23 protein-coding genes and 1 rRNA gene are annotated in these 22,971 nt (G+C 58.8%); 9 read left to right on the plus strand and 15 right to left on the minus strand.

Features of this window, described 5'->3' with window-relative positions; translation table 11 throughout:
- Positions 1-20: 20 nt before the first annotated feature.
- Positions 21-440 (plus strand): PA0061/PA0062 family lipoprotein, encoded by a 420-nt coding sequence (locus HU724_RS01470; RefSeq protein ID WP_186569790.1) that lies wholly within the window; start codon positions 21-23, stop codon positions 438-440.
- A gap of 7 nt (positions 441-447) precedes the next feature.
- On the opposite strand, the gene HU724_RS01475 is transcribed toward HU724_RS01470, so the two are convergent.
- Complete coding sequence (locus tag HU724_RS01475; protein WP_133335376.1) at positions 448-687, minus strand: DUF1161 domain-containing protein; 240 nt, start codon at positions 685-687, stop codon at positions 448-450.
- A 238-nt stretch (positions 688-925) separates the two neighbouring features.
- Positions 926-1,357, minus strand: coding sequence for an OsmC family protein (locus tag HU724_RS01480; RefSeq protein ID WP_016772308.1), 432 nt, complete (start codon positions 1,355-1,357; stop codon positions 926-928).
- A 240-nt stretch (positions 1,358-1,597) separates the two neighbouring features.
- Here HU724_RS01480 and HU724_RS01485 point away from each other — a divergent pair, with 240 nt between their 5' ends.
- Entirely contained in the window at positions 1,598-2,599 is a 1,002-nt protein-coding gene (locus HU724_RS01485) for an LLM class flavin-dependent oxidoreductase (protein ID WP_186569791.1), read from the plus strand.
- Positions 2,600-2,695: 96 nt separating this feature from the next.
- Positions 2,696-3,796, plus strand: coding sequence for an IS110 family RNA-guided transposase (locus HU724_RS01490; RefSeq protein WP_437180367.1), 1,101 nt, complete (start codon positions 2,696-2,698; stop codon positions 3,794-3,796).
- Between the two features lie 402 nt (positions 3,797-4,198).
- Here HU724_RS01490 and HU724_RS01495 read toward each other — a convergent pair whose 3' ends face one another.
- Together HU724_RS01495 and HU724_RS01500 are read right to left on the minus strand one after the other, a co-directional pair.
- Positions 4,199-4,423, minus strand: a complete 225-nt coding sequence (locus HU724_RS01495) for a DUF1161 domain-containing protein (protein WP_071173980.1) — start codon at positions 4,421-4,423, stop codon at positions 4,199-4,201.
- Between the two features lie 129 nt (positions 4,424-4,552).
- A complete protein-coding gene (locus tag HU724_RS01500; RefSeq protein WP_016772305.1) occupies positions 4,553-4,768 on the minus strand; it encodes a dodecin in 216 nt (71 codons plus the stop codon).
- Between the two features lie 166 nt (positions 4,769-4,934).
- On the opposite strand from HU724_RS01500, the gene HU724_RS01505 reads away from it, so the two are divergent.
- Positions 4,935-5,261 (plus strand): ElaB/YgaM/YqjD family protein, encoded by a 327-nt coding sequence (locus HU724_RS01505; protein ID WP_039757078.1) that lies wholly within the window; start codon positions 4,935-4,937, stop codon positions 5,259-5,261.
- On the opposite strand, the gene HU724_RS01510 is transcribed toward HU724_RS01505, so the two are convergent.
- Positions 5,234-6,151, minus strand: coding sequence for a LysR family transcriptional regulator (locus HU724_RS01510; RefSeq protein ID WP_186569851.1), 918 nt, complete (start codon positions 6,149-6,151; stop codon positions 5,234-5,236). The two genes, HU724_RS01505 and HU724_RS01510, sit on opposite strands and share 28 nt — an antisense overlap.
- A gap of 113 nt (positions 6,152-6,264) precedes the next feature.
- Here HU724_RS01510 and trpB point away from each other — a divergent pair, with 113 nt between their 5' ends.
- The gene (trpB, locus tag HU724_RS01515) at positions 6,265-7,497 is read left to right on the plus strand and encodes a tryptophan synthase subunit beta (RefSeq protein ID WP_186569852.1); all 1,233 of its coding nucleotides are present in this window, start codon (positions 6,265-6,267) and stop codon (positions 7,495-7,497) included.
- Positions 7,497-8,306 (plus strand): tryptophan synthase subunit alpha, encoded by an 810-nt coding sequence (gene trpA / locus HU724_RS01520; RefSeq protein ID WP_186569853.1) that lies wholly within the window; start codon positions 7,497-7,499, stop codon positions 8,304-8,306. Before trpB ends, trpA begins: the two co-directional genes overlap by 1 nt.
- A 57-nt stretch (positions 8,307-8,363) precedes the next feature.
- Here the strand turns inward: trpA and HU724_RS01525 are convergent, their stop codons facing one another.
- The 10 genes from HU724_RS01525 to HU724_RS01570 form a co-directional block, all read right to left on the minus strand.
- Complete coding sequence (locus HU724_RS01525; RefSeq protein ID WP_186569854.1) at positions 8,364-10,325, minus strand: DUF7844 domain-containing protein; 1,962 nt, start codon at positions 10,323-10,325, stop codon at positions 8,364-8,366.
- Positions 10,322-10,642, minus strand: a complete 321-nt coding sequence (locus HU724_RS01530; RefSeq protein WP_041476450.1) for a DUF2388 domain-containing protein — start codon at positions 10,640-10,642, stop codon at positions 10,322-10,324. The genes HU724_RS01525 and HU724_RS01530 overlap by 4 nt, the downstream gene beginning before the upstream one ends.
- Positions 10,643-10,669: 27 nt before the next feature.
- Entirely contained in the window at positions 10,670-10,987 is a 318-nt protein-coding gene (locus tag HU724_RS01535) for a DUF2388 domain-containing protein (protein WP_095182269.1), read from the minus strand.
- Between the two features lie 108 nt (positions 10,988-11,095).
- Positions 11,096-11,413, minus strand: coding sequence for a DUF2388 domain-containing protein (locus HU724_RS01540; RefSeq protein ID WP_016772298.1), 318 nt, complete (start codon positions 11,411-11,413; stop codon positions 11,096-11,098).
- Positions 11,414-11,746: 333 nt separating this feature from the next.
- Positions 11,747-11,962 (minus strand): DUF1127 domain-containing protein, encoded by a 216-nt coding sequence (locus HU724_RS01545; protein ID WP_007911656.1) that lies wholly within the window; start codon positions 11,960-11,962, stop codon positions 11,747-11,749.
- Between the two features lie 323 nt (positions 11,963-12,285).
- The gene (gene scpC, locus HU724_RS01550) at positions 12,286-13,779 is read right to left on the minus strand and encodes a succinyl-CoA:acetate CoA-transferase ScpC (protein WP_186569855.1); all 1,494 of its coding nucleotides are present in this window, start codon (positions 13,777-13,779) and stop codon (positions 12,286-12,288) included.
- A 214-nt stretch (positions 13,780-13,993) separates the two neighbouring features.
- Complete coding sequence (locus HU724_RS01555) at positions 13,994-15,427, minus strand: NAD(P)(+) transhydrogenase (Re/Si-specific) subunit beta (protein ID WP_122751346.1); 1,434 nt, start codon at positions 15,425-15,427, stop codon at positions 13,994-13,996.
- Positions 15,427-15,747 (minus strand): NAD(P) transhydrogenase subunit alpha part 2, encoded by a 321-nt coding sequence (locus HU724_RS01560; RefSeq protein ID WP_003220416.1) that lies wholly within the window; start codon positions 15,745-15,747, stop codon positions 15,427-15,429. Before HU724_RS01560 ends, HU724_RS01555 begins: the two co-directional genes overlap by 1 nt.
- 15 nt (positions 15,748-15,762) lie before the next feature.
- On the minus strand, positions 15,763-16,884 hold the full coding sequence (locus tag HU724_RS01565) for a Re/Si-specific NAD(P)(+) transhydrogenase subunit alpha (protein ID WP_186569856.1): 1,122 nt from the start codon (positions 16,882-16,884) through the stop codon (positions 15,763-15,765).
- A 434-nt stretch (positions 16,885-17,318) separates the two neighbouring features.
- Positions 17,319-18,218: a LysR family transcriptional regulator gene (locus HU724_RS01570; protein ID WP_133335356.1), complete on the minus strand. Its 900-nt coding sequence runs from the start codon at positions 18,216-18,218 to the stop codon at positions 17,319-17,321.
- Positions 18,219-18,375: 157 nt separating this feature from the next.
- Here HU724_RS01570 and HU724_RS01575 point away from each other — a divergent pair, with 157 nt between their 5' ends.
- The 3 genes from HU724_RS01575 (at position 18,376) to HU724_RS01585 (ending at position 22,959) form a co-directional block, all read left to right on the plus strand.
- Positions 18,376-19,557 carry an acyl-CoA dehydrogenase gene (locus HU724_RS01575; protein WP_186569857.1) on the plus strand — a complete coding sequence of 394 codons (1,182 nt, stop codon included), beginning with the start codon at positions 18,376-18,378 and terminating at the stop codon, positions 19,555-19,557.
- A gap of 14 nt (positions 19,558-19,571) precedes the next feature.
- On the plus strand, positions 19,572-20,792 hold the full coding sequence (locus HU724_RS01580) for a CaiB/BaiF CoA transferase family protein (protein ID WP_133335354.1): 1,221 nt from the start codon (positions 19,572-19,574) through the stop codon (positions 20,790-20,792).
- A 630-nt stretch (positions 20,793-21,422) separates the two neighbouring features.
- Positions 21,423-22,959, plus strand: a 16S ribosomal RNA gene (locus HU724_RS01585).
- The last annotated feature ends 12 nt before the right edge of the window (positions 22,960-22,971 follow it).

Below are 22,971 nucleotides of genomic sequence, written 5' to 3' on the forward strand. Positions count from 1 at the left end.
CCCGTCAAAGGATATCGATCATGCGCAAGTTGACGACATTGCTGGCCGCCAGTGTGCTCGCCGGTTGTCAGAGCCCGTTGCCGGCGGCCGATCCAGACAAAGCCTGGGTCGACTTCGCCATGCCTACCCCCGGCGGCAAAGTGCTGATGGCCGAGCGCCTGGATAAACAGCGCTTGCGCGACGGACGCTTTTTTCAAGTGACGCCCGGTAGTCATGAGCTCACCGTGCGCTTTGACTTCGAAGTATTCGGGGGTGGTCAGGGCATGGATTCCGATCCGCAAGAGCGGCTGTGTTACATGACCGTGCCCTATGAACACTTCGAGGCCGGGCAGCGTTACCGCCTTGAGGCCCGATCGCTGGCCTTCACGCCAAGTGCACGCTTGATCAATCGTCAGGGGCAGATCGTTGCCAACGAGCGGCAGATCAATTGCGTGCCGTGAAAGGCAATCAGCTATCGTTTCTCTGATAGATGATCCGCTTGGTACCGTTCTCGCAAGAACCGACGATCATGGCCGAGTCGTGCTGCTTCGCCTCTTCCGCCGTGATGATTTCCAGGGTGTACGAGGGAATGGCCTTCGCCTGAATCTTGATCTCGATTTCCTTTCTGAGCTCTTCGCAGTTCTTGGGGGCTGCGAAAGCGGACGTGGCCAGTGCACTGCAAAGAATCGCCAAGCCAATACGTTTCATCGATGAAGCTCCTTGAGGCAGCGCGCACGGGTGTGCGCTGAAGCTGCTGTCGATTATTCGACCACAATTCTGCGGAGCGGGTTCTGACTTTGCTCACACCTTGTATTAATTGCCGGCTGCTGAGCAGGTTTCGAGACTGCCTTCGCGAGCAAGCTCGCACACACTGGATCTGCGACGTGCACAAATCCCCTGTGGGAGCGGGCCTGCTCGCGAAGGCGTCAGCCCGGCAAACGCCGAATCAGCTGACCAGCGAAGCCTCAAGGGTGATCTTCGCATTCAGCACCTTGGAAACCGGGCACCCTTCCTTGGCCTTGTTGCTCAGCTCTTCAAACTGTTGCTGAGTCGCGCCCGGGATCTTCGCCTTGAGAATCAGCTTCACCGCAGTGATCGCGAAGCCGCCGTCAACCTGATCGAGGGTGACTTCGGCGTTGGTGTCGATGCTGTCTGCCTTCAGGCCGGCATCGCCGAGAATCATCGAAAACGCCATGGAGAAGCAGCCGGCGTGGGCCGCGCCGATCAGTTCTTCCGGGTTGGTGCCTTTGCCGCCTTCAAAGCGCGCCTTGAAGCCGTAAGGTGCTTCGCGCAGTACGCCGGTTTCGGTGGAGATCGAGCCGAGACCGGTTTTCAGATCGCCTTCCCAATGCGCCGATGCCTTTTTCACGATAGCCATGTCTGCCTCCTCAAATATGGCGCGGAACGCCGCGCCGTCGCGGTTTTTACTAGCAAGGCTTCTGAGGATAGACGGCGGAACAAAGTTCAGCCTGGCTGAATCGTTGACTTTTTTAGTAGGAAATTTCGTCGCTGCTATTGAATCTCGGGTATATGCCCTCATTCCATAAAACACGCTTATGGATTTGGCAGGTTTTCGCTCGCAAGAAAAACCTGCCTCCCCACCCGGAGATGCAGGTTCATGAAAAAACTGTCCGACGTTAAATTTTCCACCCTCGACCTGGTGCCGGTGCGCGAAAACGGCAGCGCGGCGCAATCGCTGCGCAACTCGCTGGACCTGGCGCAGCATGCCGAGAAGTTTGGCTACACGCGCTTCTGGGTCGCCGAACATCACAACATGGACGGCATCGCCAGTTCGGCCACTTCGGTGTTGCTCGGCTATCTGGCCGGAGGCACGTCGACGATCCGCGTCGGTTCCGGCGGGGTGATGCTGCCCAACCATGCGCCGCTGGTGATCGCCGAGCAGTTCGGCACCCTCGAGAGCCTGTACCCGGGACGGATCGACCTGGGTCTGGGCCGCGCGCCCGGCTCTGACCAGATGACCGCCCGCGCGTTGCGCCGTGAGCGCTCGGGCAGCGCTGACGACTTCCCTGAAGACGTTGCCGAACTGATGCGCTACCTCGGCCCGCGCAGCCCAGAGCAACGGGTGATCGCCATGCCCGGCACCGGCACCAACGTGCCGATCTGGCTGCTCGGCTCAAGCCTGTTCAGTGCGCAATTGGCGGGTGAGCGCGGCTTGCCTTACGCCTTCGCCTCGCACTTCGCGCCGCGCTTCATGCACGAGGCGATCCGCATCTACCGCAATCACTTCAAACCGTCGGCGGTGCTCGACAAGCCTTACGTGATGCTCGGCGTGCCGCTGGTGGCAGCGGATACCGATGAGCAAGCCGATTACCTGGCGACGTCGGTGTACCAGCGCATTCTTGCGTTGATGCGTGGCCAGAGTCTGGTGCAGCGTCCGCCGGTGAAAACCATGGACGGTCTGTGGCTGCCCCATGAACGTGAGGCGGTGGGCGATTTCCTCGGCCTCGCCATGGTCGGCGGCCCGCAGAAGATCCGCGCCAAGCTTGAGGTGTTGATCGAGCAGACCCAGGCGGACGAGCTGATTTTCACCTCGGACTTGTACGAGCATGCCGATCGCGTGCATTCCTACGAGCTGCTGGCCCAAGTCATGAAGGGATAAAGCGAACCCCTGTAATTGGATGGACTCGCCCAAGCCGAGGCGTCTGTGCGCCACGGTGGCATTCTTATAGAAGCCAACGACAGCGAGGGCGAGGCCATGAAAAAGCATACGACGATTGATCAATCCTTGTCAGCCGACGTGTCGGCATGCTCCACAGTTGCGATAGATCTTGCCAAGAGGGTTTCTCAGGTGGCTGGGGAGGATGCCCTCGGTCAGGTGATTTTCGAAGATCGAATCAAGTCGCGAGAAGCCTTTCAGGTATTTCTGCGTGGGCTTCCCGCGAGCGTTACGGTGTTAGTTGAAACCGGGCCCGGCGCTCAAGCATGGGCGCGATTGCTCCAGATGCAGGGTAATTCCGTCCGCATCCTGCCGGCCCAGCTGGTTGCCAGTCATCGTAGCGGCCCAAAAAATGATCGCAACGATGTATTGGCGATCTTGCGTGCAGGCCGCGACTGCAAAATTTCGGCAGTACCGATCAAGAGTGCTGCGGCGCTGGCGATGCAGGCCCTGCACAGGGCTCGTCAGGGCTATGTGCGGCGCCGCACTGCGGTGGGTAATCAGATACGCGCCTTGCTGTTGGAACATGGGGTAGCCATGGCTCAGGGTGAGATAGCGATCAGGCAGCTCGTGCCTCGAGTTCTGGAAGATGCCACTCAGCCGCTACCTGATTTGCTGCGTGAACTGATCGCCGAACTTTTGGGTGAGTGGGGCCAACTGGGTGAGCGCGTCAACGTGCTGACCGGTCGGCTGGAAACGGCAGCGAATGAGGATGAAACGGCGAAGCGGCTGATGACGGTGCGCGGTGTTGGTCCGATCATTGCCACGGCGCTGCTGGCCAAGCAGACCGAACCCGAACGCTTCGCCAACGCCCGTTTGTTCGCCGCCTACTTCGGATTGGTGCCCAGCCAGCACAGCTCTGGCGAGAAAAACCGATTGGGCGGAATGAGCAAGAACGGTGACGCTTATCTGCGAAGTTTAACGATTCAGGGCGCTCATGCCGTTTTAAGACAGATACGTCCGGATTCAGAGCAGCCGGACGACAGGCGTCTTTGGCGCTGGATTTCCCGCCTGGGCCGCAAGCAGGCAGCAGTGCGATTAGCCAATCGAAATCTGCGCATCCTCTGGGTGCTGCTGCAAAACGACCAGACTTATCGGCGCCGGCCGGGCGATGGCCAGGAGGCTGCGATGAGTCACTGACAACAAAGTTCTGCCACCGGGGCGTAAACCGCTCCAACCCATGCTGAAGAACATTGACCCCAGGTCAGACCGTCGCGGATTGATGCCTGAGCTCCTACTGGCCCTTGAGGCCTTACTGTAATCGGCATACCGCGAGCTAACCCAATGTTGGCCAGAAGCCGCTCAACGCTTCCTCGAACAGGCCTTATACATAGATGCAACCGGGTAGCAGTGTTCAAAAGCGGGTTGAATGGTGGGGCGAGTCCATACATAGGAGCTGTCGAGTGCAACGAGGCTGCGATCTTTTGATTGCGATTTGAAATCAAGAACAAAAGATCGCAACGTTCCGCAGCTCCTTCCCGGAAAATCATCGTCCACAAAAAAGCCGACGCATCCACGTCGGCTTTTGTATTTCAGGCGCAATCAACCGCGCTTGTAGACGATGTCCTTGCTGCCGCCTTCGCAACTGCCGACGACGTCGCCATCAGCCGCCGCACCCTTGTCGACAACTTCCAGCGAATAACCGGATACGCCTTTGGCATCGAGCTTCGCGGCGATTTCGCTTTTCAGCTCTTCACATGGCTTGCCGGCTGCAAACGCACCACCGGCAAGGCTCAACAAACCTACTGCCAACATGAACTTCTTCATCGGTCGCACTCCCTGGTCGGATTGAAAGAGGCGGGCATCGAGTCATCCACCCGATGCGCTCACCTTGTAGCGCTTTGCCATTCCCTATGGCACTCGGCCAGCGCGCAAGTTCAGAAGACTAGCTCAAACTCAGCTGGCGGCAATCTTGAAGCCGACTTTAAGCGTGACCTGAAAGTGCGCTACCTGGCCGTTTTCAATGTGGCCACGGGTTTCGGTCACTTCAAACCATTCCAGATTGCGCAGGGTCTTGTTGGCTTCGGCCAATGCGTTGTTGATGGCGTCTTCGATGCTGGTGGTGGACGAGCCGACCAGCTCGACTTTCTTGTAGGTGTGATGGTCACTCATGGCGTTCTCCTTGGGTTGGAATGGCGTGTGAAATTGAGCCTAGCAGGCAATTGCACTGATGATTTCGGCGCCGCTGCGCTGGCGAAGTTCAGAATTTCTGCACTTTCTCGACATGCTGAAGTCCCAACCAACACACGCCACTCATCACCAATGCAGGAGAGCCACCATGGCCAACACCTCTTTACGTAAAGCCTCGTTGCAAAGCATGGAAGCCGAGATCGAGAGTCTGCTCAAATCGTTGGAAAGCTTGAAAGACGATGCTTCGGACGAGTCGCGCAAGACCCTCAAGGCGCTGAAAAGCAACGCCGAAAGTGCGCTGAAACATTCCCGTCATCTGCTCAGCGACGCGTACGAAGAAGTCAAAGTGAAAACCCGCGAGACCGGCATTGCCACTCGTGATTACGCGCAGGAACACCCATGGACCACAGCCGGCGTGGCTGTCGGTGCAATCGGTCTGCTCGCCGCCTACTTTTTGTTCAAGCGCGGTGAGTGATCAGTCTGGCGCAGCTCGTTCTTGAGCCACTGCGCCAGTTGCCGGGCGCGCCCGTCCGCGGCGCGCTTGGGTAGCCACAACGCCAGTTGCGCCGGGGTTTCGCAAAAGCCCCACGGCGCAACCAGGCGACCCGCCTTCAGATCTTCGATTACCAGCGGCTCCGGCGCGATTGCCACGCCGAGACCTGCAACAGCCGCCTCCAGCAAATAATACAAATGCTCAAAACCTTGCCCGAGCTTCAACGCCTTGGGATCGAGGTGGTTTTGCTGCGCCCAGCTGGGCCAGGCTTGTGGGCGAGAGGTGGTGTGCAGCAAGGGCTCATCAAAAAGATCTGCGGCCACAGCGGTGTGCAGCTTCTGATAACCGCTATACAACGGGCTCATTACGGGGCCGATGCGTTCCGCCGCCAGTTCATAGACCTGCATATCGGCCGGCCACGGTGGTTCGGCGAACAGCAACAGTGCATCGAGGCCCGGGCGCCGAGGATCGAGATCGCCTTCACCGGCCGACAGGTGCAGACGCAGATCCGGCAGATCAGCGTTCAGCCGCCCCAGACGCGGAATAAACCAGCGCGCCAGCAGACTCCCCGAACAACCCAGCACGAACGGCGCATCCGCTGTGCTTTGCGTAAGTTCGGCGCAAACACTGCGCAACCGATCGAACGCCTCAGCGCTGGCATCGCGCAGACGCGCTCCGGCATCTGTGAGTTTCAAGCCGCGTCCGTCCTTGACGAACAGGCTCACCCCTAGATGCTCTTCAAGCACCTTGAGCTGGCGGCTGACCGCGCCGTGGGTGACGTGCAGCTGTTCGGCAGCCTGACTCACACTGTTCAGACGAGCGGTGGCCTCGAAGGCGCGCAAGGCATTGAGCGGGGGAAGGTCGTGGCTCATGGTATCTGTGAGTTTTCCTGACAGGTTGTGGCGATCTTATCGGTTTTCAGCCTGGAAAGTCAGGGGTAGAGTGATCGTCATTGTCTTCTGACCGAATTCACCTGGAGCGACCCATGACCCAGACTTCGAACACCTCTGATCTGCGTAACGGCCCTGACGCCAACGGCCTGTTCGGTGCGTTCGGTGGCCGTTATGTAGCGGAAACCCTGATGCCGTTGATCCTCGACCTGGCCCGCGAATACGAAGCGGCCAAGGAAGATCCGGCGTTCAAAGAAGAATTGGCCTACTTCCAGCGTGATTACGTCGGACGTCCGAGCCCCCTGTATTTCGCCGAACGCCTGACCGAGTTCTGCGGCGGCGCCAAGATCTACCTCAAGCGCGAAGAGCTGAATCACACCGGCGCGCACAAGATCAACAACTGCATCGGCCAGATTCTGTTGGCGCGGCGCATGGGCAAGAAGCGCATCATTGCCGAAACCGGCGCGGGCATGCACGGCGTGGCCACGGCCACCGTTGCTGCGCGTTTCGGTCTCGATTGCGTGATCTACATGGGCACCACCGACATCGAACGTCAGCAGGCCAACGTCTTTCGCATGAGGCTGCTCGGCGCTGAAGTCATTCCGGTCGTGGCTGGCACCGGCACCCTCAAAGACGCGATGAACGAAGCCCTGCGTGACTGGGTGACCAACGTCGACAACACTTTCTATCTGATCGGCACTGTGGCCGGCCCACACCCTTATCCAGCAATGGTCCGCGACTTCCAGGCCGTCATCGGCAAGGAAACCCGCGATCAACTGCAGGCTCAGGAGGGTCGTCTGCCGGACAGCCTGGTGGCGTGCATCGGTGGCGGTTCCAACGCCATGGGCCTGTTCCACCCGTTCCTCGATGACAAGAGCGTGGAGATCATCGGCGTCGAAGCCGCCGGTTACGGCATCGAAACCGGCAAGCACGCGGCCAGCCTCAACGGCGGGGTGCCGGGCGTGCTGCACGGTAACCGCACCTTCCTGCTGCAGGACGACGATGGCCAGATCATCGACGCCCACTCGATTTCCGCTGGCCTCGATTACCCGGGCATCGGCCCTGAACACGCCTGGTTGCACGACATCGGCCGCGTTCAGTACACCTCCGTGACCGACGACGAAGCCCTTGAAGCGTTCCACAAATGCTGCCGTCTGGAAGGGATCATTCCTGCCCTGGAAAGTGCCCACGCCCTGGCCGAAGTGTTCAAACGCGCACCGAAGCTGCCGAAGGATCACCTGATGGTGGTCAACCTCTCGGGCCGTGGCGACAAGGACATGCAAACCGTGATGCACCATATGCAACAGTCGCAGCAGGAGAAACACTGATGAGCCGCCTGCAAGCCCGCTTTGCCGACCTCAAGCAACAGAACCGCGCGGCGCTGGTGACCTTTGTCACTGCCGGTGATCCTGACTACGACACTTCGCTGGCGATCCTCAAAGGCCTGCCCGCCGCAGGTGCCGATGTGATCGAGCTGGGCATGCCGTTCACCGATCCGATGGCCGATGGCCCGGCAATCCAGTTGGCCAACATTCGCGCCCTGGGCGCCAAACAGAATCTGGCGAAAACCCTGCAAATGGTTCGCGAATTCCGTGAAGGCAACAGCGACACACCGCTGGTGTTGATGGGCTACTTCAACCCGATTCACAAATTCGGCGTCGAGCGTTTCATCGCCGAAGCCAAAGAGGCTGGCGTTGACGGCCTGATCGTGGTGGATATGCCACCAGAGCACAACGAAGAACTGTGCGACCCGGCGCAGGCTGCTGGCCTGGACTTCATCCGCCTGACCACGCCGACCACCGACGACGCGCGTCTGCCGCGTGTGCTCAACGGCAGTTCCGGTTTTGTCTACTACGTGTCGGTGGCCGGTGTCACCGGTGCCGGTGCAGCGACTCTGGAACATGTGGAAGAGGCGGTTGCACGTCTGCGTCGGCATACCGATCTGCCGATCAGCATTGGCTTCGGTATCCGTACACCGGAGCAGGCTGCGGCCATCGCGCGTCTGGCTGACGGTGTGGTGGTGGGCTCGGCGCTGATTGATCACATCGCCAGTGCCGATACGCCTGAGCAGGCCATCGATGGCGTGTTGAGTCTGTGTTCGGCGCTGTCCCAAGGCGTGCGCAAGGCTCGCGTCTAAAGCCGCAGGGGAAAACAAAAAGGCTTCAGAACAGGCGTTCTGAAGCCTTTTTTGTGCTCAGGGTAATTGCAGTCCGCCCGAGGCCTTGTGCAGTTTGCGCAAATGCTCGCCAATCTGCTTGACGTTGGCCTCGCTGGCGGCAATCTCGGCGGCGCGCTTGGGTTCGAGCAGCTTGCGCACTTCGGTATCAAGGTCGCCGGACAATGCCAGCAGCTTCTTCTGCCGCTGGCTGCTTTCCTCTTCCAGTCGGCCAAACTCGCTCGGCTGGGGCAGTCCGTAACCCTTGGAGTCGAGCAGTTCCGCCGGGCGGCTGAGGAAACCACTGTTGGCGAGGATTTCCTGCAAGGTCGCGTTAGCCTTGTCCATGCCGCCGTTTTCCAGCTCGCGGGCGCCGAGGTAGCGTTGCTTGACCTCATCCTGCGCCAGTAACAACTGCCGGCGGAAACTGGCCTGCTCGAGCAGCAACAGCGCGGCACTGGTGCGCAGGTCGGCGCGGTCGAACCATTCGCGACGTTGCTCAGCGCTGAGTGACAGCCAGTCTTCGACAGTGGTCTGCTTGATCGGCAGCTGCTTCTTCAATACATCGAACATCGCTTGATAGCGATCGCGGAACGAGTCGAAGCGGTAACCCAGACGCAGCGCTTCTTTCGGATCGTCGAGCACACTGGTGTCGGCCAGACCACGGCCCTTGAGCACTTCGAGCAAGCCGTTGGGCATGATGCTGTCGAGGCCGACCAGTTGGCTGTTATTGCTGCCGCTGCGCAACAGTTTCAAACCTTCTACCGCGCAGTTGTTGGACAGGAAGAAGTAGTTGCCGTCGTAACTCCAGTGCATCTCGGCGGCATGTTCGACCACGCCTTCGATTTCCTCGCGAGACAGGTTCAGCGGCACCGAAGCGAGGCTGCGCAGCTCTGTCTTGGTGTATTCGTCGATCACTTGCGCCAGCGGCAACACGAACAGCCGTGACGGGTATTTGCCGACCAGTCCGTCCCAGCTCGACAGCTGCACATCGCCAACGAAGGCGCGATAGGACAGCACCAGGTGTTGATCGAGGTCGAGGCGGCAATCCGGGCCGCGCGGACGACCGGGGGCGCAGATCACCAGGCGCAACATGCTGTGGCCCCAGCGGCTGACCCAGTTCTGATTGGCCTCGGCCAGCAGGTAATCGACGGCATACACCCGTTCCGGATCGACCTGCCCCAAGGGTTGCTTGGCGAAGTCATTGCCCGCATTGAGAAAGGCGAAGCTCTTGCTGCAGGTGTCCTGCGCTGGCGGCGCCCAGCCGAAATGTTCCTTGTAGTAGCGATACAGCGCCGGGCGGCGGCAGGCGTAGCTCGGGTCGAGGAGGAAGTACTCCATGTTGACCGCGACGAATTCCTTGGGACTGGAAATCTCGTAAAGATCCGGGCTGCGGGCGATCTGGCGGTTGTGTTGTTCACGCTCGCCACGGCGGCCGACGTACTGTTGCCAACCGGCCAGATCGAGCAGGCGCGGGTCGTCGCTGATGGTGAAGCGGCGACCGTTCTGCCCGCGACACTCATCGGGAATGCCGATCAGCCCGGCGCTGTTGAAGCGTCGGGTGCAGCGTTGGATCAACGTGCGCTCGGCGCTCGGCCATAACCGCGCGCGGTCGTAGATATGCGTGATTTCGTGCAGCACCGTGGCCAGCAGTTCCTGCCGCACAGTGCCGTGGGGGCGATTGGTTTTCTCTTTCGCCGCGCTGCCATCGGTGAGGCCGGCGAGCAGCTTGCGATTCAGATCGAGTTCGGCAACCAGCGTTGCCTGCCCGTAAGCGTTGGCAGGCATGTCGTCGGTCCAGCCGACGTCGATGCGCCGATCCAGCCGCTCGATGAAGCTCGGCGGCAGTTTCGCCATGGCCTCATCGATCAGCGCCTGACTGGCCTGTTGTTGAGCCGGGCTCAGACCCTCGGTCTTGAGCCGCAATTGCAGGCCGGCGTGGGCGCTGTTGCCAAGCAGCAACAACGCCCCGGCCAGCAGCCAGGCGCCAATGGATCTCACAGTGCGAGGATGGCTTCGGCGAGTACCTGATCACTGGCGTCGCGCGCTTCCGGCACGCGAGTGCGCAAGGTGTTGAGGGCGGCTTCTAGGTGCGCGCCACGGATGTCGCCGTTGCTGGCGACGAAACTGGCGGCGTCGTCGTGGGCTTCGCGGATGATTTTCGAATCGCGAATCGACGTGGTGGTATCGGAAGTGAAATCGATGCTGCGCTGGGAGGCACGAACGATGATGTTACTGGTGGCTACCAGGGTGTGCGCCTGGGCCACATCGGCCAACACAAACAGGCCAAGGGCGGCAGCAATCAGCGGGCTACGCATGGAACGACTCCGGAAGGACAAGGATAACTATTGGACGAGAATTGCCTCTGCCAGTTCAAGGTCGCTGGCATGAAGTTTCGGCCGGGTTTTGCGCAGGTAATGCAGCGCGGATTCCAGCCGTGCGCCTCGCCATTCACCGTCACTGGCAACAAAGGCGGCCGCATCATCATGGGCGGCGAGCAGCAGTTTACGGTCGAACGGCGCAGAAGACACCATGCTGGTCGCGTAACCGCTGACCACCGTGCCTTGGGTCGACGCATTGAAAGCATCGAAGGCGTTGGCGGACATCGCCCAGCAGGCCGTGAATAAAGTAGAAGAGATGAGCAGAGTTGGAAGAAAGCGCATGGGACTCGACAACTGTTAACGAGCCTGAAGGCTAGCGCAAATGCCTGGGCCAGAGCCAGCGTTGAAACATCGGGACACGGCTGGCGTGTCCCGCAATTCCGCAAACGATCAGAGGGTCAGAATGGCCTGAGCCAATTGGGCATCGGTGGCATTGAGTTGTGGCGCCTGATGGCGGATGTGATCGAGCGCACTTTCCAGTTTCACCCCGCGGATATCGCCTTCGCTGGCCACGAAGCTGGCGGCATCGTCGCGGGCGGCGAGGACGATCTTGTCGTCACGGAACGAGGAGGTCACATCGGAAGTGGCGTCGGAAGTGGCTTTCAGCGCGCCGACGATCGAGTCGGTGGTCACGATGAAACTGGTAGCACTGGCGTTGGCAGCCACGGCCAGCAGGGCGGCGGCACTGAGCAGGCGAAGACGGGTCATGATGGAACTCCTTTGGATAAACCGTAGTGAGAGGTGGCTCGGTATCTGAGGAGTCAGACGCCTGTTGCGCAACGTTCGCCACGTTCTGCATGGATATTAGGCTGCCGAATCCGGTTCGCCCAGTGGTGGCCAGTGATACTCCGAAGGTTCTCCATAACTGTACTGGTGTTATTTGAGGCGTTCGTAAATTGTACCTGTGCTCGTTCAGTTATGCGTTTTAGAGCATTCAAGGCCCTGAAACGACAAAACCCGTCGTGGTTGCCCACGACGGGTTTTGCTTGTGCAATTCGGGTTGCTGGCGGTGGGTCTGACGACCAGAGCCAGCGACGCTGCTTAGCGCCAGAACGGCTTGCTCAGCTCTTCGTAGCGTTGTGCTTCGCTGATACCGGCGTCGGCCAGCAGACGCGAATCCAGACGGGCCAGTTGGTGGCGGCTGGAGATGCGGCGCTGCCACAACATCAGGTTGGCAATAACGCGCAGAGGCAGGGAAGCCTGGGTGTTTACAGCTTTGTCTTCGAAGAACAGTTCGGAACTGAGTGTACGTTCCATGGTTGACATCCTTCCGCTTGTGGCGGGATCAGGTAGTGGTTTGACTGGTGCCCATGATCCTCTCGTTTGGATAGTCTCTGTAGATACAGTTCATTTGTATTGTGAGTGAGCAGTTAACTGTTTATGCATGGTGTACGGGTCGAAATTGGGCAAACTGTACCTGTCCGCACTTGATTGGTGCATTTCGGCTCGTATCAGGGGATTGAGTAGGGCTTTGATGTAGGAAATGACCGGTACAGCAGTACAGTTTTTTTGCGATCCTGCTTCTCGCGCGCATCCACCGACGCAAAACTGTGTTTGCGTCGGCGGTTTATCTGTGTGAATCACACCGCCAGCATGCGCCCGGTTTCTTCCAGGTTCATATGCCAGCTCAGTGCTTCGCGCAGAATGTGCGGGGTGTGACCGCCGATTGCACAGGCAGCGCTGAAGTAGTCATTCAGTGCCTGGCGAAAATCCGGGTGCACGCAGTTGTCGATGATCACTCGTGCACGCTCCCGTGGCGCCAGGCCACGCAGGTCGGCGAGGCCGACTTCGGTCACCAGGATGTCGACGTCATGCTCGGTATGGTCGACGTGGCTGACCATCGGCACCACGCTGGAAATCGCGCCATTCTTGGCGATCGACTTGGTCACGAATACCGCCAGATGCGCATTGCGCGCGAAGTCGCCGGAGCCGCCGATGCCGTTCATCATCCGCGTGCCGCAGACATGGGTGGAGTTGACGTTGCCGTAGATATCGAACTCCAGCGCGGTGTTGATGCCGATGATGCCCAGACGGCGCACCACTTCCGGGTGATTGGAGATCTCCTGCGGCCGCAGAATCAGTTTGTCCTTGTACTTCTCCAGGTTGCTGAACACGTCGCTGTTGCGCCGCTCGGACAGGGTGATCGAACTGCCCGAGGCGAAGCTCAGCTTCCCGGCATCGATCAGGTCGAAAGTCGAATCCTGCAGCACTTCCGAGTACATGGTGAGGTCTTCGAACGGCGAGTCGATCAAGCCGCACATCACCGCGTTGGCGATGTTGCCAATGCCAGCCTGCAGCGGGCCGAGCTTGTTGGTCATGCGCCCGGCCGCAACTTCCTGCTTGAAGAACGTGATCAGGTGTTCAGCGATGGCATTGGTATCAACGTCCGGTACCGACACTGTGGACGGCGAGTCCGACTGCTGAGTGATGACAATCGCAACGATCTTCTCCGGCGGAATCGGAATTGCAGTGCTGCCGATGCGATCGTCGACTTTCACCAGCGGGATTGGCGTGCGCGTCGGGCGGTACGTCGGGATATAGATGTCGTGCAGGCCTTCGAGGTTGGCGTTGTGGGCCAGGTTGATCTCGACGATCACTTGTTTGGCGAAGATCGCGAAGCTGGCCGAGTTGCCCACCGAAGTGGTCGGCACGATATGGCCTTGTTCGGTGATGGCGACTGCCTCGATGACGGCAATGTCCGGCAGCTTCAACTGTTGGTTGCGCAGTTGCTCTACGGTTTCCGAGAGATGCTGGTCAATGAACATCACTTCGCCGGCGTTGATTGCCCTGCGCAACGTGCTGTCGACCTGAAACGGCATGCGCCGCGACAGCACGCCGGCCTCGGTCAGTTGCTTGTCGAGGTCGTTGCCAAGGCTGGCGCCGGTCATCAGGCTGATCTTCAGCGGCGTGACCTTGGCGCGCTCGGCCAGTGCGTGGGGAACGGCCTTGGCTTCGCCGGCGCGGGTGAAACCGCTCATGCCGACGGTCATGCCGTCCTCAATCAGAGCAGCGGCGTCGGCAGCGCTCATCACTTTGTCCAACAACGAAGGCAGGCGAATACGGTCACGGTACATGGATTATTATCTCGGGCAACGAGTAGCAGGATGCGCAGTCTAGTGAATTTGGCCGGCGCCTGTCCCGCTACCAAGGTCGCAAACGAGGCCTCTATTTCGCGGGTTTGCAGTAAAACACCGTTACCGGATTCGCAACAACGCGGCAAATTGTCCAGCGTCTGGCGCAAACAAAAACGCCCCGACAAGTCGGGGCGTTCGCTATTGCAGCGGTGAATTACTCGACCGCTTTGACCATGTCTTCGATGACTTTTTTCGCATCGCCGAAAACCATCATGGTCTTGTCCAGATAGAACAGTTCGTTGTCCAGACCGGCGTAGCCGCTGGCCATCGAGCGCTTGTTGACGATGATGGTCTTGGCCTTGAACGCTTCGAGAATCGGCATACCGGCAATTGGCGACTTCGGATCGTTCTTCGCGGCCGGGTTGACCACGTCGTTCGCGCCGAGCACCAGCACCACGTCGGCCTGACCGAACTCGGAGTTGATGTCTTCCATCTCGAACACCTGGTCGTAAGGCACTTCGGCCTCGGCGAGCAGGACGTTCATGTGCCCAGGCATGCGACCGGCCACCGGGTGGATCGCGTACTTCACGGTCACGCCGCGATGGGTCAGCTTCTCGGTCAGTTCCTTCAGTGCGTGTTGGGCACGGGCCACTGCCAGGCCGTAACCCGGGACGATGATCACGGTGTCGGCGTTGGTCAGCAGGAAGGTTGCGTCATCAGCCGAGCCGGATTTCACCGGACGGGCTTCCTGCGCACCGGCAGGGCCTGCATCTGCCGTATTGCCGAAACCGCCGAGCAGTACATTAAAGAAGGAGCGATTCATCGCCTTGCACATGATGTACGAGAGGATCGCACCGCTCGAACCCACCAGCGAGCCGGCAATGATCAGCATCGAGTTGTTCAGCGAGAAACCGATGCCCGCCGCCGCCCAGCCGGAATAGCTGTTGAGCATCGACACCACCACCGGCATGTCGGCGCCGCCGATGGGGATGATGATCAGCACGCCCATCACGAACGCCAGCGCCAGCATCAGTGCGAACGCCGTAAGGTTGCCGGTGAACATGAAGGTCAGGCCGAGAACCAGCGTAGCCAGACCCAGAACCGCATTGAGCTTGTGCTGACCGGCGAACTGTACCGGCGCGCCCTGGAACAGGCGGAACTTGTATTTGCCCGAGAGCTTGCCGAAGGCGATCACCGAACCCGAGAAGGTGATCGCACCGATGGCGGCACCTAGGAACAGCTCCAGTCGGTTGCCCGCCGGAATCGCATCGCCCAGTTGTTTAACGATACCCAGCGATTGCGGCTCGACCACCGCCGCGATGGCAATGAACACCGCCGCGAGGCCAATCATGCTGTGCATGAACGCTACCAGTTCCGGCATCTTGGTCATTTCAACGCGCTTGGCCATGATCGAGCCGGCGGTACCGCCGATCAGCAGGCCGACGATCACGTAACCGATACCGGCAGTGGCCAGCTCGGCGCCCAACTTATAGATGAGGCCAACGGTGGTGAGGATCGCCAACGCCATGCCGAGCATGCCGAACAGGTTGCCGCGCCGCGAAGTGGTCGGGTGCGACAGGCCTTTGAGGGCCTGGATAAAGCAGATCGACGCGATCAGGTAGAGCGTCGTGACGAGATTCATGCTCATTACTTCGGCGCCTCTTCTTTTGCTTTCGGGGCTTTCTTCTTGAACATCTCAAGCATGCGGCGGGTGACCAGGAAGCCACCGAACACATTGACCGCTGCCAGTGCCACAGCCAGCGTGCCCATGGTCTTGCCCAGCGGCGTGACGGTCAGCGCAGCGGCGAGCATGGCACCGACGATCACGATCGCGGAAATGGCATTGGTCACCGCCATCAACGGCGTGTGCAGCGCAGGCGTAACGTTCCAGACCACGTGGTAACCGACATAAATCGCCAGCACGAAGATGATCAGGTTGTAGATACCGGGGGAGATAAGCTCTTCCATCGTCTGAATCCCTGCTTAGGCGTTTTTGCGGATGACTTGGCCGTCGCGGCACATCAGGCACGCGGCGACGATGTCGTCTTCGAGGTTGACGTCGAACTGGCCTTCCTTGGTGAACACCAGCTTGAGGAAGTCCAGCAGGTTGCGTGCGTACAGCGCCGAAGCATCGGCAGCGACTTCACCGGCGAGGTTGGTCGGTCCGACGATGGTCACACCGTTTTCCACAACGACCTGATCGGCGACGGTCAGTGGGCAGTTGCCACCCTGGGCGGCGGCGAGGTCGATGACCACCGAGCCCGGTTTCATCTGTGCCACTGTCTCGGCGCTGAGCAGCGTCGGCGCCTTGCGGCCCGGAATCAGCGCGGTGGTGATGACAATATCGGCCTGCTTGGCGCGCTCGTGCACAGCCTGCGCCTGACGCTGCATCCAGCTCGCCGGCATCGGCCGCGCGTAACCGCCGACACCGACGGCGCATTCGCGCTCTTCATCGGTCTCGTAAGGCACGTCGACGAACTTGGCGCCGAGGGATTCGATCTGTTCCTTCACCGCAGGGCGCACGTCGGACGCTTCGATCACCGCACCCAGACGTTTCGCCGTGGCAATCGCCTGCAATCCGGCCACGCCTGCGCCAAGAATCAGCACCCGCGCCGCTTTCACGGTCCCCGCAGCAGTCATCAGCATCGGCATGAAGCGTGGGTAATAGTGAGCCGCGAGCAACACCGCTTTGTAGCCGGCGATATTCGCCTGCGACGACAACACATCAAGACTCTGCGCCCGCGAGGTGCGCGGTGCCGCCTCGAGGGCGAACGCGGTAATGCCGCATTCGGCCATCTTCGCGATGGTTTCGTTGTTGAATGGGTTGAGCATGCCCACCAGCACCGCACCGCGCTTGATCAGCGTCAGTTCGACATCGCTTGGCGCGACCACTTTGAGAATCAGCTCGGCGCCAAACGCGTCATTGGCGCTGCCAATGCTTGCGCCGGCCGCTTCATAGGCACTGTCGACGACACTGGCTTTGACGCCAGCGCCGCTTTGCACAGTGACCTTATGGCCTTGGCTGATCAGCTTCTTGATGGTTTCCGGGGTTGCAGCAACCCGTGTTTCACCGGTCTGGGTTTCGAGAGGGACACCAATGTGCACGTCAAATCTCCTGCGTGATCTTATTGAGTAAACCCATGCACTACGGATGGTGCGACTGGGGCGGCCGATCAGCACGATCCCGCCGAATCAGGGCGGGGCGCGGCATTTTGCAGGCGAACTTTATGCCCTTCAAGGGATTATGACGGGTGACGGAAAATTAACTACAAGTCATGCCGTGACCGAATGTCGCAGATGGCTAGTTGAAACCCTCGCAGGCCGCGCCCTGCAAGGATTCTGGCTGAATTTGAAAAAAATTCGCATCGGTGGCGTGAATAGGCAGCAATGAGTCGCCATTAGAGGCTGAAAGCCACGTGTTTGGCAGCTTGTGGGACGTCTGTACGACTTTCGGATACAGTCTGCGCAAAAGCGACAAATAGTTATATCTGTAGGGCTTCGGTTTTTCTGACTACGTGGTTAAGTATTGCGCAAGGCCTTTATTCTTCTAGGCTGTAGCTCTGCGCTTGATTTACCAGCCAGTCGCGAAATGCCTTAAGCGATGCCGATTCGACCTTTCGCTCCGGAATCATCAGGTAATAGGCCTTGATGCTGGAGAGCGCTTGAGGGTTGGCAACCACCAGACGTTTCTCTGCCAGCTCGCGCTGAATCAGAAACGGCGGAATCAGCGCGACGCCCATATCGTGCATGGCTGCCTGGGCAAGCATTGAGAATAGCTCGTAGCGGGGACCTGTCATGTCGCGAGGGATATTCAACTGCTGCGAATTGAACCACTGGCGCCAGGCGTAAGGTCGGGTGGTCTGCTGCAGCAGCGGTAGTTCGGCGATGGCTGCGGCTGTCAGCTGTTTGCGATTGCCGAGTAGGGCGGGGCTGCACACCGGCATCGGATTTTCGCCCATCAACCTGTGGGATTCGGTACCCGACCAGTCGGCGTCGCCGAAGTAAATCGCGGCATCGAATTCGGTGTCGGCAAACAGGAATGGCCGAGTGCGGTTGGTCAGGTTGACGGTCACTTCCGGGTGCTGGAGCTGGAAATCCTTGAGCCTTGGCAGCAGCCATTGCGTGCCGAAAGTCGGCACCACGGCGAGCTCGATGACGTTGGTGCCTTGCTGGCCCATCACGGAGAGGGTGTCGCGCTCCACCGCATCGAGCTGAGTCGCAACCCGACGACTGTAGGAAAGACCTGCCTCGGTCAGTTTCACTCCACGCCGCGAGCGTCGGAACAATTCCACGCTGAGGAACTCCTCAAGGCTGGCGATCTGTCGGCAAATGGCACCCTGTGTGAGCGACAGCTCTTCAGCGGCCCGGGTAAAGCTCTCATGGCGGGCGGCAGCTTCGAAGCTGATCAGTGCGGCGGTGCTGGGGATCTTCCTGCGCATGTACGTCAACCTCACTAATGCGCCGCGTAAAAGGCAATTCGCGACGTTTCGGAGTGAGAAATTAGCACAACAGGATGCGAAATCCTCGTTTGCCGCGATGGCGAACCGCGCCTAGGATCAATGCCACGTTAATTCACCCGATTGCGAGGGCTCACTCATGGGCGGTAAAGCTAGTTTCAACTGGATCGATCCCCTGCTGCTGGATCAACAGCTCACCGAAGAAGAGCGGATGATCCGCGACACCGCCGCCCAGTTCGCTCAACAGAGCCTGGCGCCGCGTGTGCTTGAAGCTTTCCGGCATGAAAAGACCGATCCGGCAATCTTCCGCGAGATGGGTGAAGTCGGCCTGCTCGGCGCCACCATTCCCGAGCAATACGGTGGCAGCGGTCTGAATTACGTCAGTTATGGCTTGATCGCGCGTGAAGTCGAGCGAGTCGACTCCGGTTATCGCTCGATGATGAGTGTGCAGTCCTCGCTGGTAATGGTGCCGATCAACGAATTCGGTACCGAAGCACAGAAACAGAAGTATCTGCCGAAGCTGGCTTCCGGCGAATGGATCGGTTGCTTTGGTCTGACCGAGCCGAACCACGGTTCCGATCCGGGCGCGATGATCAGCCGGGCGCGTAAGGTCGATGGCGGCTACAGCCTGACCGGTGCGAAAATGTGGATCACCAACAGCCCGATCGCTGACGTATTCGTGGTATGGGCCAAGGACGATGGCGGCGATATCCGTGGCTTCGTTCTGGAGAAAGGCTGGAAAGGTCTGAGCGCTCCGGCGATTCACGGCAAGGTCGGCCTGCGCGCTTCGATCACCGGTGAGATCGTCATGGACAATGTGTTCGTGCCGGAAGAGAACATCTTCCCGGACGTCCGTGGCCTGAAAGGTCCTTTCACCTGCCTCAACTCCGCACGCTACGGCATTTCCTGGGGCGCGCTGGGCGCCGCCGAATTCTGCTGGCACACCGCGCGCCAATACACTCTGGATCGTCAGCAGTTCGGTCGTCCGTTGGCCGCAACTCAGCTGGTACAGAAGAAACTCGCCGACATGCAGACCGAAATCACTCTGGCACTGCAAGGCTGCCTGCGCTTGGGCCGGATGAAGGATGAAGGTACCGCCGCCGTTGAAATCACTTCGATCATGAAGCGCAACTCCTGCGGCAAGTCGCTGGATATCGCGCGGATGGCGCGAGACATGCTCGGTGGTAACGGCATCTCCGATGAGTTCGGTGTGGCTCGTCATCTGGTCAATCTGGAAGTGGTGAATACCTATGAAGGTACCCACGACGTTCACGCGCTGATCCTCGGGCGTGCCCAAACCGGTCTGCAAGCGTTCTATTAACAGGAGGGCGGACCATGGGCGCGCTGTCGCATCTACGGGTACTGGATTTATCGCGAGTACTGGCCGGGCCTTGGGCCGGACAGATCCTCGCCGACCTTGGCGCTGAAGTGATCAAGGTCGAGCGCCCGGGCAATGGTGATGACACCCGCGCCTGGGGCCCGCCCTTCCTTAAAGACGCTTACGGCGAGAACACGTCGGAAGCGGCTTATTACCTTTCGGCAAACCGCAACAAGCAATCGGTCACCATCGACTTCACCCGACCTGAAGGGCAGAAGCTGGTGCGCGACCTGGCGGCAAAGTCGGACATTCTGATTGAGAATTTCAAAGTAGGCGGTCTGGCGGCCTATGGTCTGGACTATGAGTCGCTGAAGGCGCTCAACCCGAATCTGATCTATTGCTCCATCACCGGCTTCGGCCAGACCGGGCCTTATGCCAAGCGCGCGGGCTATGACTTCATGATCCAGGGGCTCGGAGGCTTGATGAGTCTGACTGGCCGACCCGAAGGAGACGAGGGTGCCGGTCCGGTCAAGGTGGGCGTGGCGCTGACGGATATTCTTACCGGGCTGTATTCGACGGTGGCGATCCTCGCGGCATTGGCTCATCGCGATCATGACGGTGGCGGGCAACACATTGATATGGCGTTGCTGGATGTTCAGGTCGCATGTCTGGCAAACCAGGCGATGAACTACCTGACCACCGGCAATGCGCCAAAGCGTCTGGGCAATGCCCATCCCAACATCGTGCCTTATCAGGACTTTCCTACGGCGGATGGCGACTTCATCCTCACCGTGGGCAATGACGGGCAGTTCCGCAAGTTCGCCGAAGTCGCGGGGCAACCGCAGTGGGCGGATGATCCGCGCTTCGCGACCAACAAGCTACGGGTAGCGAACCGCGCGGTGCTGATTCCCTTGATTCGCCAGGCGACGGTTTTCAAAACGACAGCCGAGTGGGTTGCACAACTGGAGCTGGCGGGTGTGCCTTGTGGGCCGATCAATGATCTGTCGCAGGTGTTTGAGGATCCACAAGTGAAGGCGCGCGGTCTGGCGATCGAACTGCCTCATGCATTGGCGGGGATGGTGCCCCAGGTGGCCAGCCCGATTCGATTGTCGGAGACCCCCGTTGAATATCGTCATGCGCCTCCTTTATTAGGTGAGCACACGTTAGAGGTTCTGCAGCGGGTGCTGGGTCTGGGGGCGGGTGCGGTGGCTATGTTGAAGGAGGAGGGCGTCCTTTAAGCCTTCTTCTATATAGAAGAAGCTCTTTTCTCATCTGATTGGGTGTTTTTTAACCAATACGCAAGTTATTGAAAGAAAAGCGAAATTAACGGTTGACGGCAGATTTCAGAGGTCTATAATTCGCCCCACTTCCGGCGCAGTCGAAACGGAAAACTCCTTGAGATTCAAAGAGTTACGCGGTTTTCGACAGCGACTTGCTTCAGATCATCGAAGCCTGGAAGGAGTTGAAAGAGCAGTGATGTGTGGCTCTTTTAACGGTTCGATCTTCTCGGTCGAAAGCGGAGAAAAAGAGGTGTTGACAGCAGCGATTAACGCTGTAGAATTCGCCTCCCGCTAACGAGAGATCGGAAGCGCAAGTGGTTGAAGTTGTTGAAGAATTCTTCGATAACTTCTGAAAATAATCACTTGACAGCAAATGAGGCTGCTGTAGAATGCGCGCCTCGGTTGAGACGAAAGATCTTAACCAACCGCTCTTTAACAACTGAATCAAGCAATTCGTGTGGGTGCTTGTGCAGTCAGACTGATAGTCAACAAGATTATCAGCATCACAAGTTACTCCGCGAGAAATCAAAGATGTAACCAACGATTGCTGAGCCAAGTTTAGGGTTTCTTAAAAACCCAAAGATGTTTGAACTGAAGAGTTTGATCATGGCTCAGATTGAACGCTGGCGGCAGGCCTAACACATGCAAGTCGAGCGGATGAAAGGAGCTTGCTCCTGGATTCAGCGGCGGACGGGTGAGTAATGCCTAGGAATCTGCCTGGTAGTGGGGGACAACGTTTCGAAAGGAACGCTAATACCGCATACGTCCTACGGGAGAAAGCAGGGGACCTTCGGGCCTTGCGCTATCAGATGAGCCTAGGTCGGATTAGCTAGTTGGTGAGGTAATGGCTCACCAAGGCGACGATCCGTAACTGGTCTGAGAGGATGATCAGTCACACTGGAACTGAGACACGGTCCAGACTCCTACGGGAGGCAGCAGTGGGGAATATTGGACAATGGGCGAAAGCCTGATCCAGCCATGCCGCGTGTGTGAAGAAGGTCTTCGGATTGTAAAGCACTTTAAGTTGGGAGGAAGGGTTGTAGATTAATACTCTGCAATTTTGACGTTACCGACAGAATAAGCACCGGCTAACTCTGTGCCAGCAGCCGCGGTAATACAGAGGGTGCAAGCGTTAATCGGAATTACTGGGCGTAAAGCGCGCGTAGGTGGTTTGTTAAGTTGGATGTGAAATCCCCGGGCTCAACCTGGGAACTGCATCCAAAACTGGCAAGCTAGAGTATGGTAGAGGGTGGTGGAATTTCCTGTGTAGCGGTGAAATGCGTAGATATAGGAAGGAACACCAGTGGCGAAGGCGACCACCTGGACTGATACTGACACTGAGGTGCGAAAGCGTGGGGAGCAAACAGGATTAGATACCCTGGTAGTCCACGCCGTAAACGATGTCAACTAGCCGTTGGGAGCCTTGAGCTCTTAGTGGCGCAGCTAACGCATTAAGTTGACCGCCTGGGGAGTACGGCCGCAAGGTTAAAACTCAAATGAATTGACGGGGGCCCGCACAAGCGGTGGAGCATGTGGTTTAATTCGAAGCAACGCGAAGAACCTTACCAGGCCTTGACATCCAATGAACTTTCCAGAGATGGATTGGTGCCTTCGGGAACATTGAGACAGGTGCTGCATGGCTGTCGTCAGCTCGTGTCGTGAGATGTTGGGTTAAGTCCCGTAACGAGCGCAACCCTTGTCCTTAGTTACCAGCACGTAATGGTGGGCACTCTAAGGAGACTGCCGGTGACAAACCGGAGGAAGGTGGGGATGACGTCAAGTCATCATGGCCCTTACGGCCTGGGCTACACACGTGCTACAATGGTCGGTACAAAGGGTTGCCAAGCCGCGAGGTGGAGCTAATCCCATAAAACCGATCGTAGTCCGGATCGCAGTCTGCAACTCGACTGCGTGAAGTCGGAATCGCTAGTAATCGCGAATCAGAATGTCGCGGTGAATACGTTCCCGGGCCTTGTACACACCGCCCGTCACACCATGGGAGTGGGTTGCACCAGAAGTAGCTAGTCTAACCTTCGGGAGGACGGTTACCACGGTGTGATTCATGACTGGGGTGAAGTCGTAACAAGGTAGCCGTAGGGGAACCTGCGGCTGGATCACCTCCTTAATCGACGACATC

Origin of the sequence: Pseudomonas iranensis, assembly GCF_014268585.2 — a bacterium.
In the GTDB taxonomy this organism is placed as follows: Bacteria; Pseudomonadota; Gammaproteobacteria; order Pseudomonadales; family Pseudomonadaceae; genus Aquipseudomonas; species Aquipseudomonas iranensis.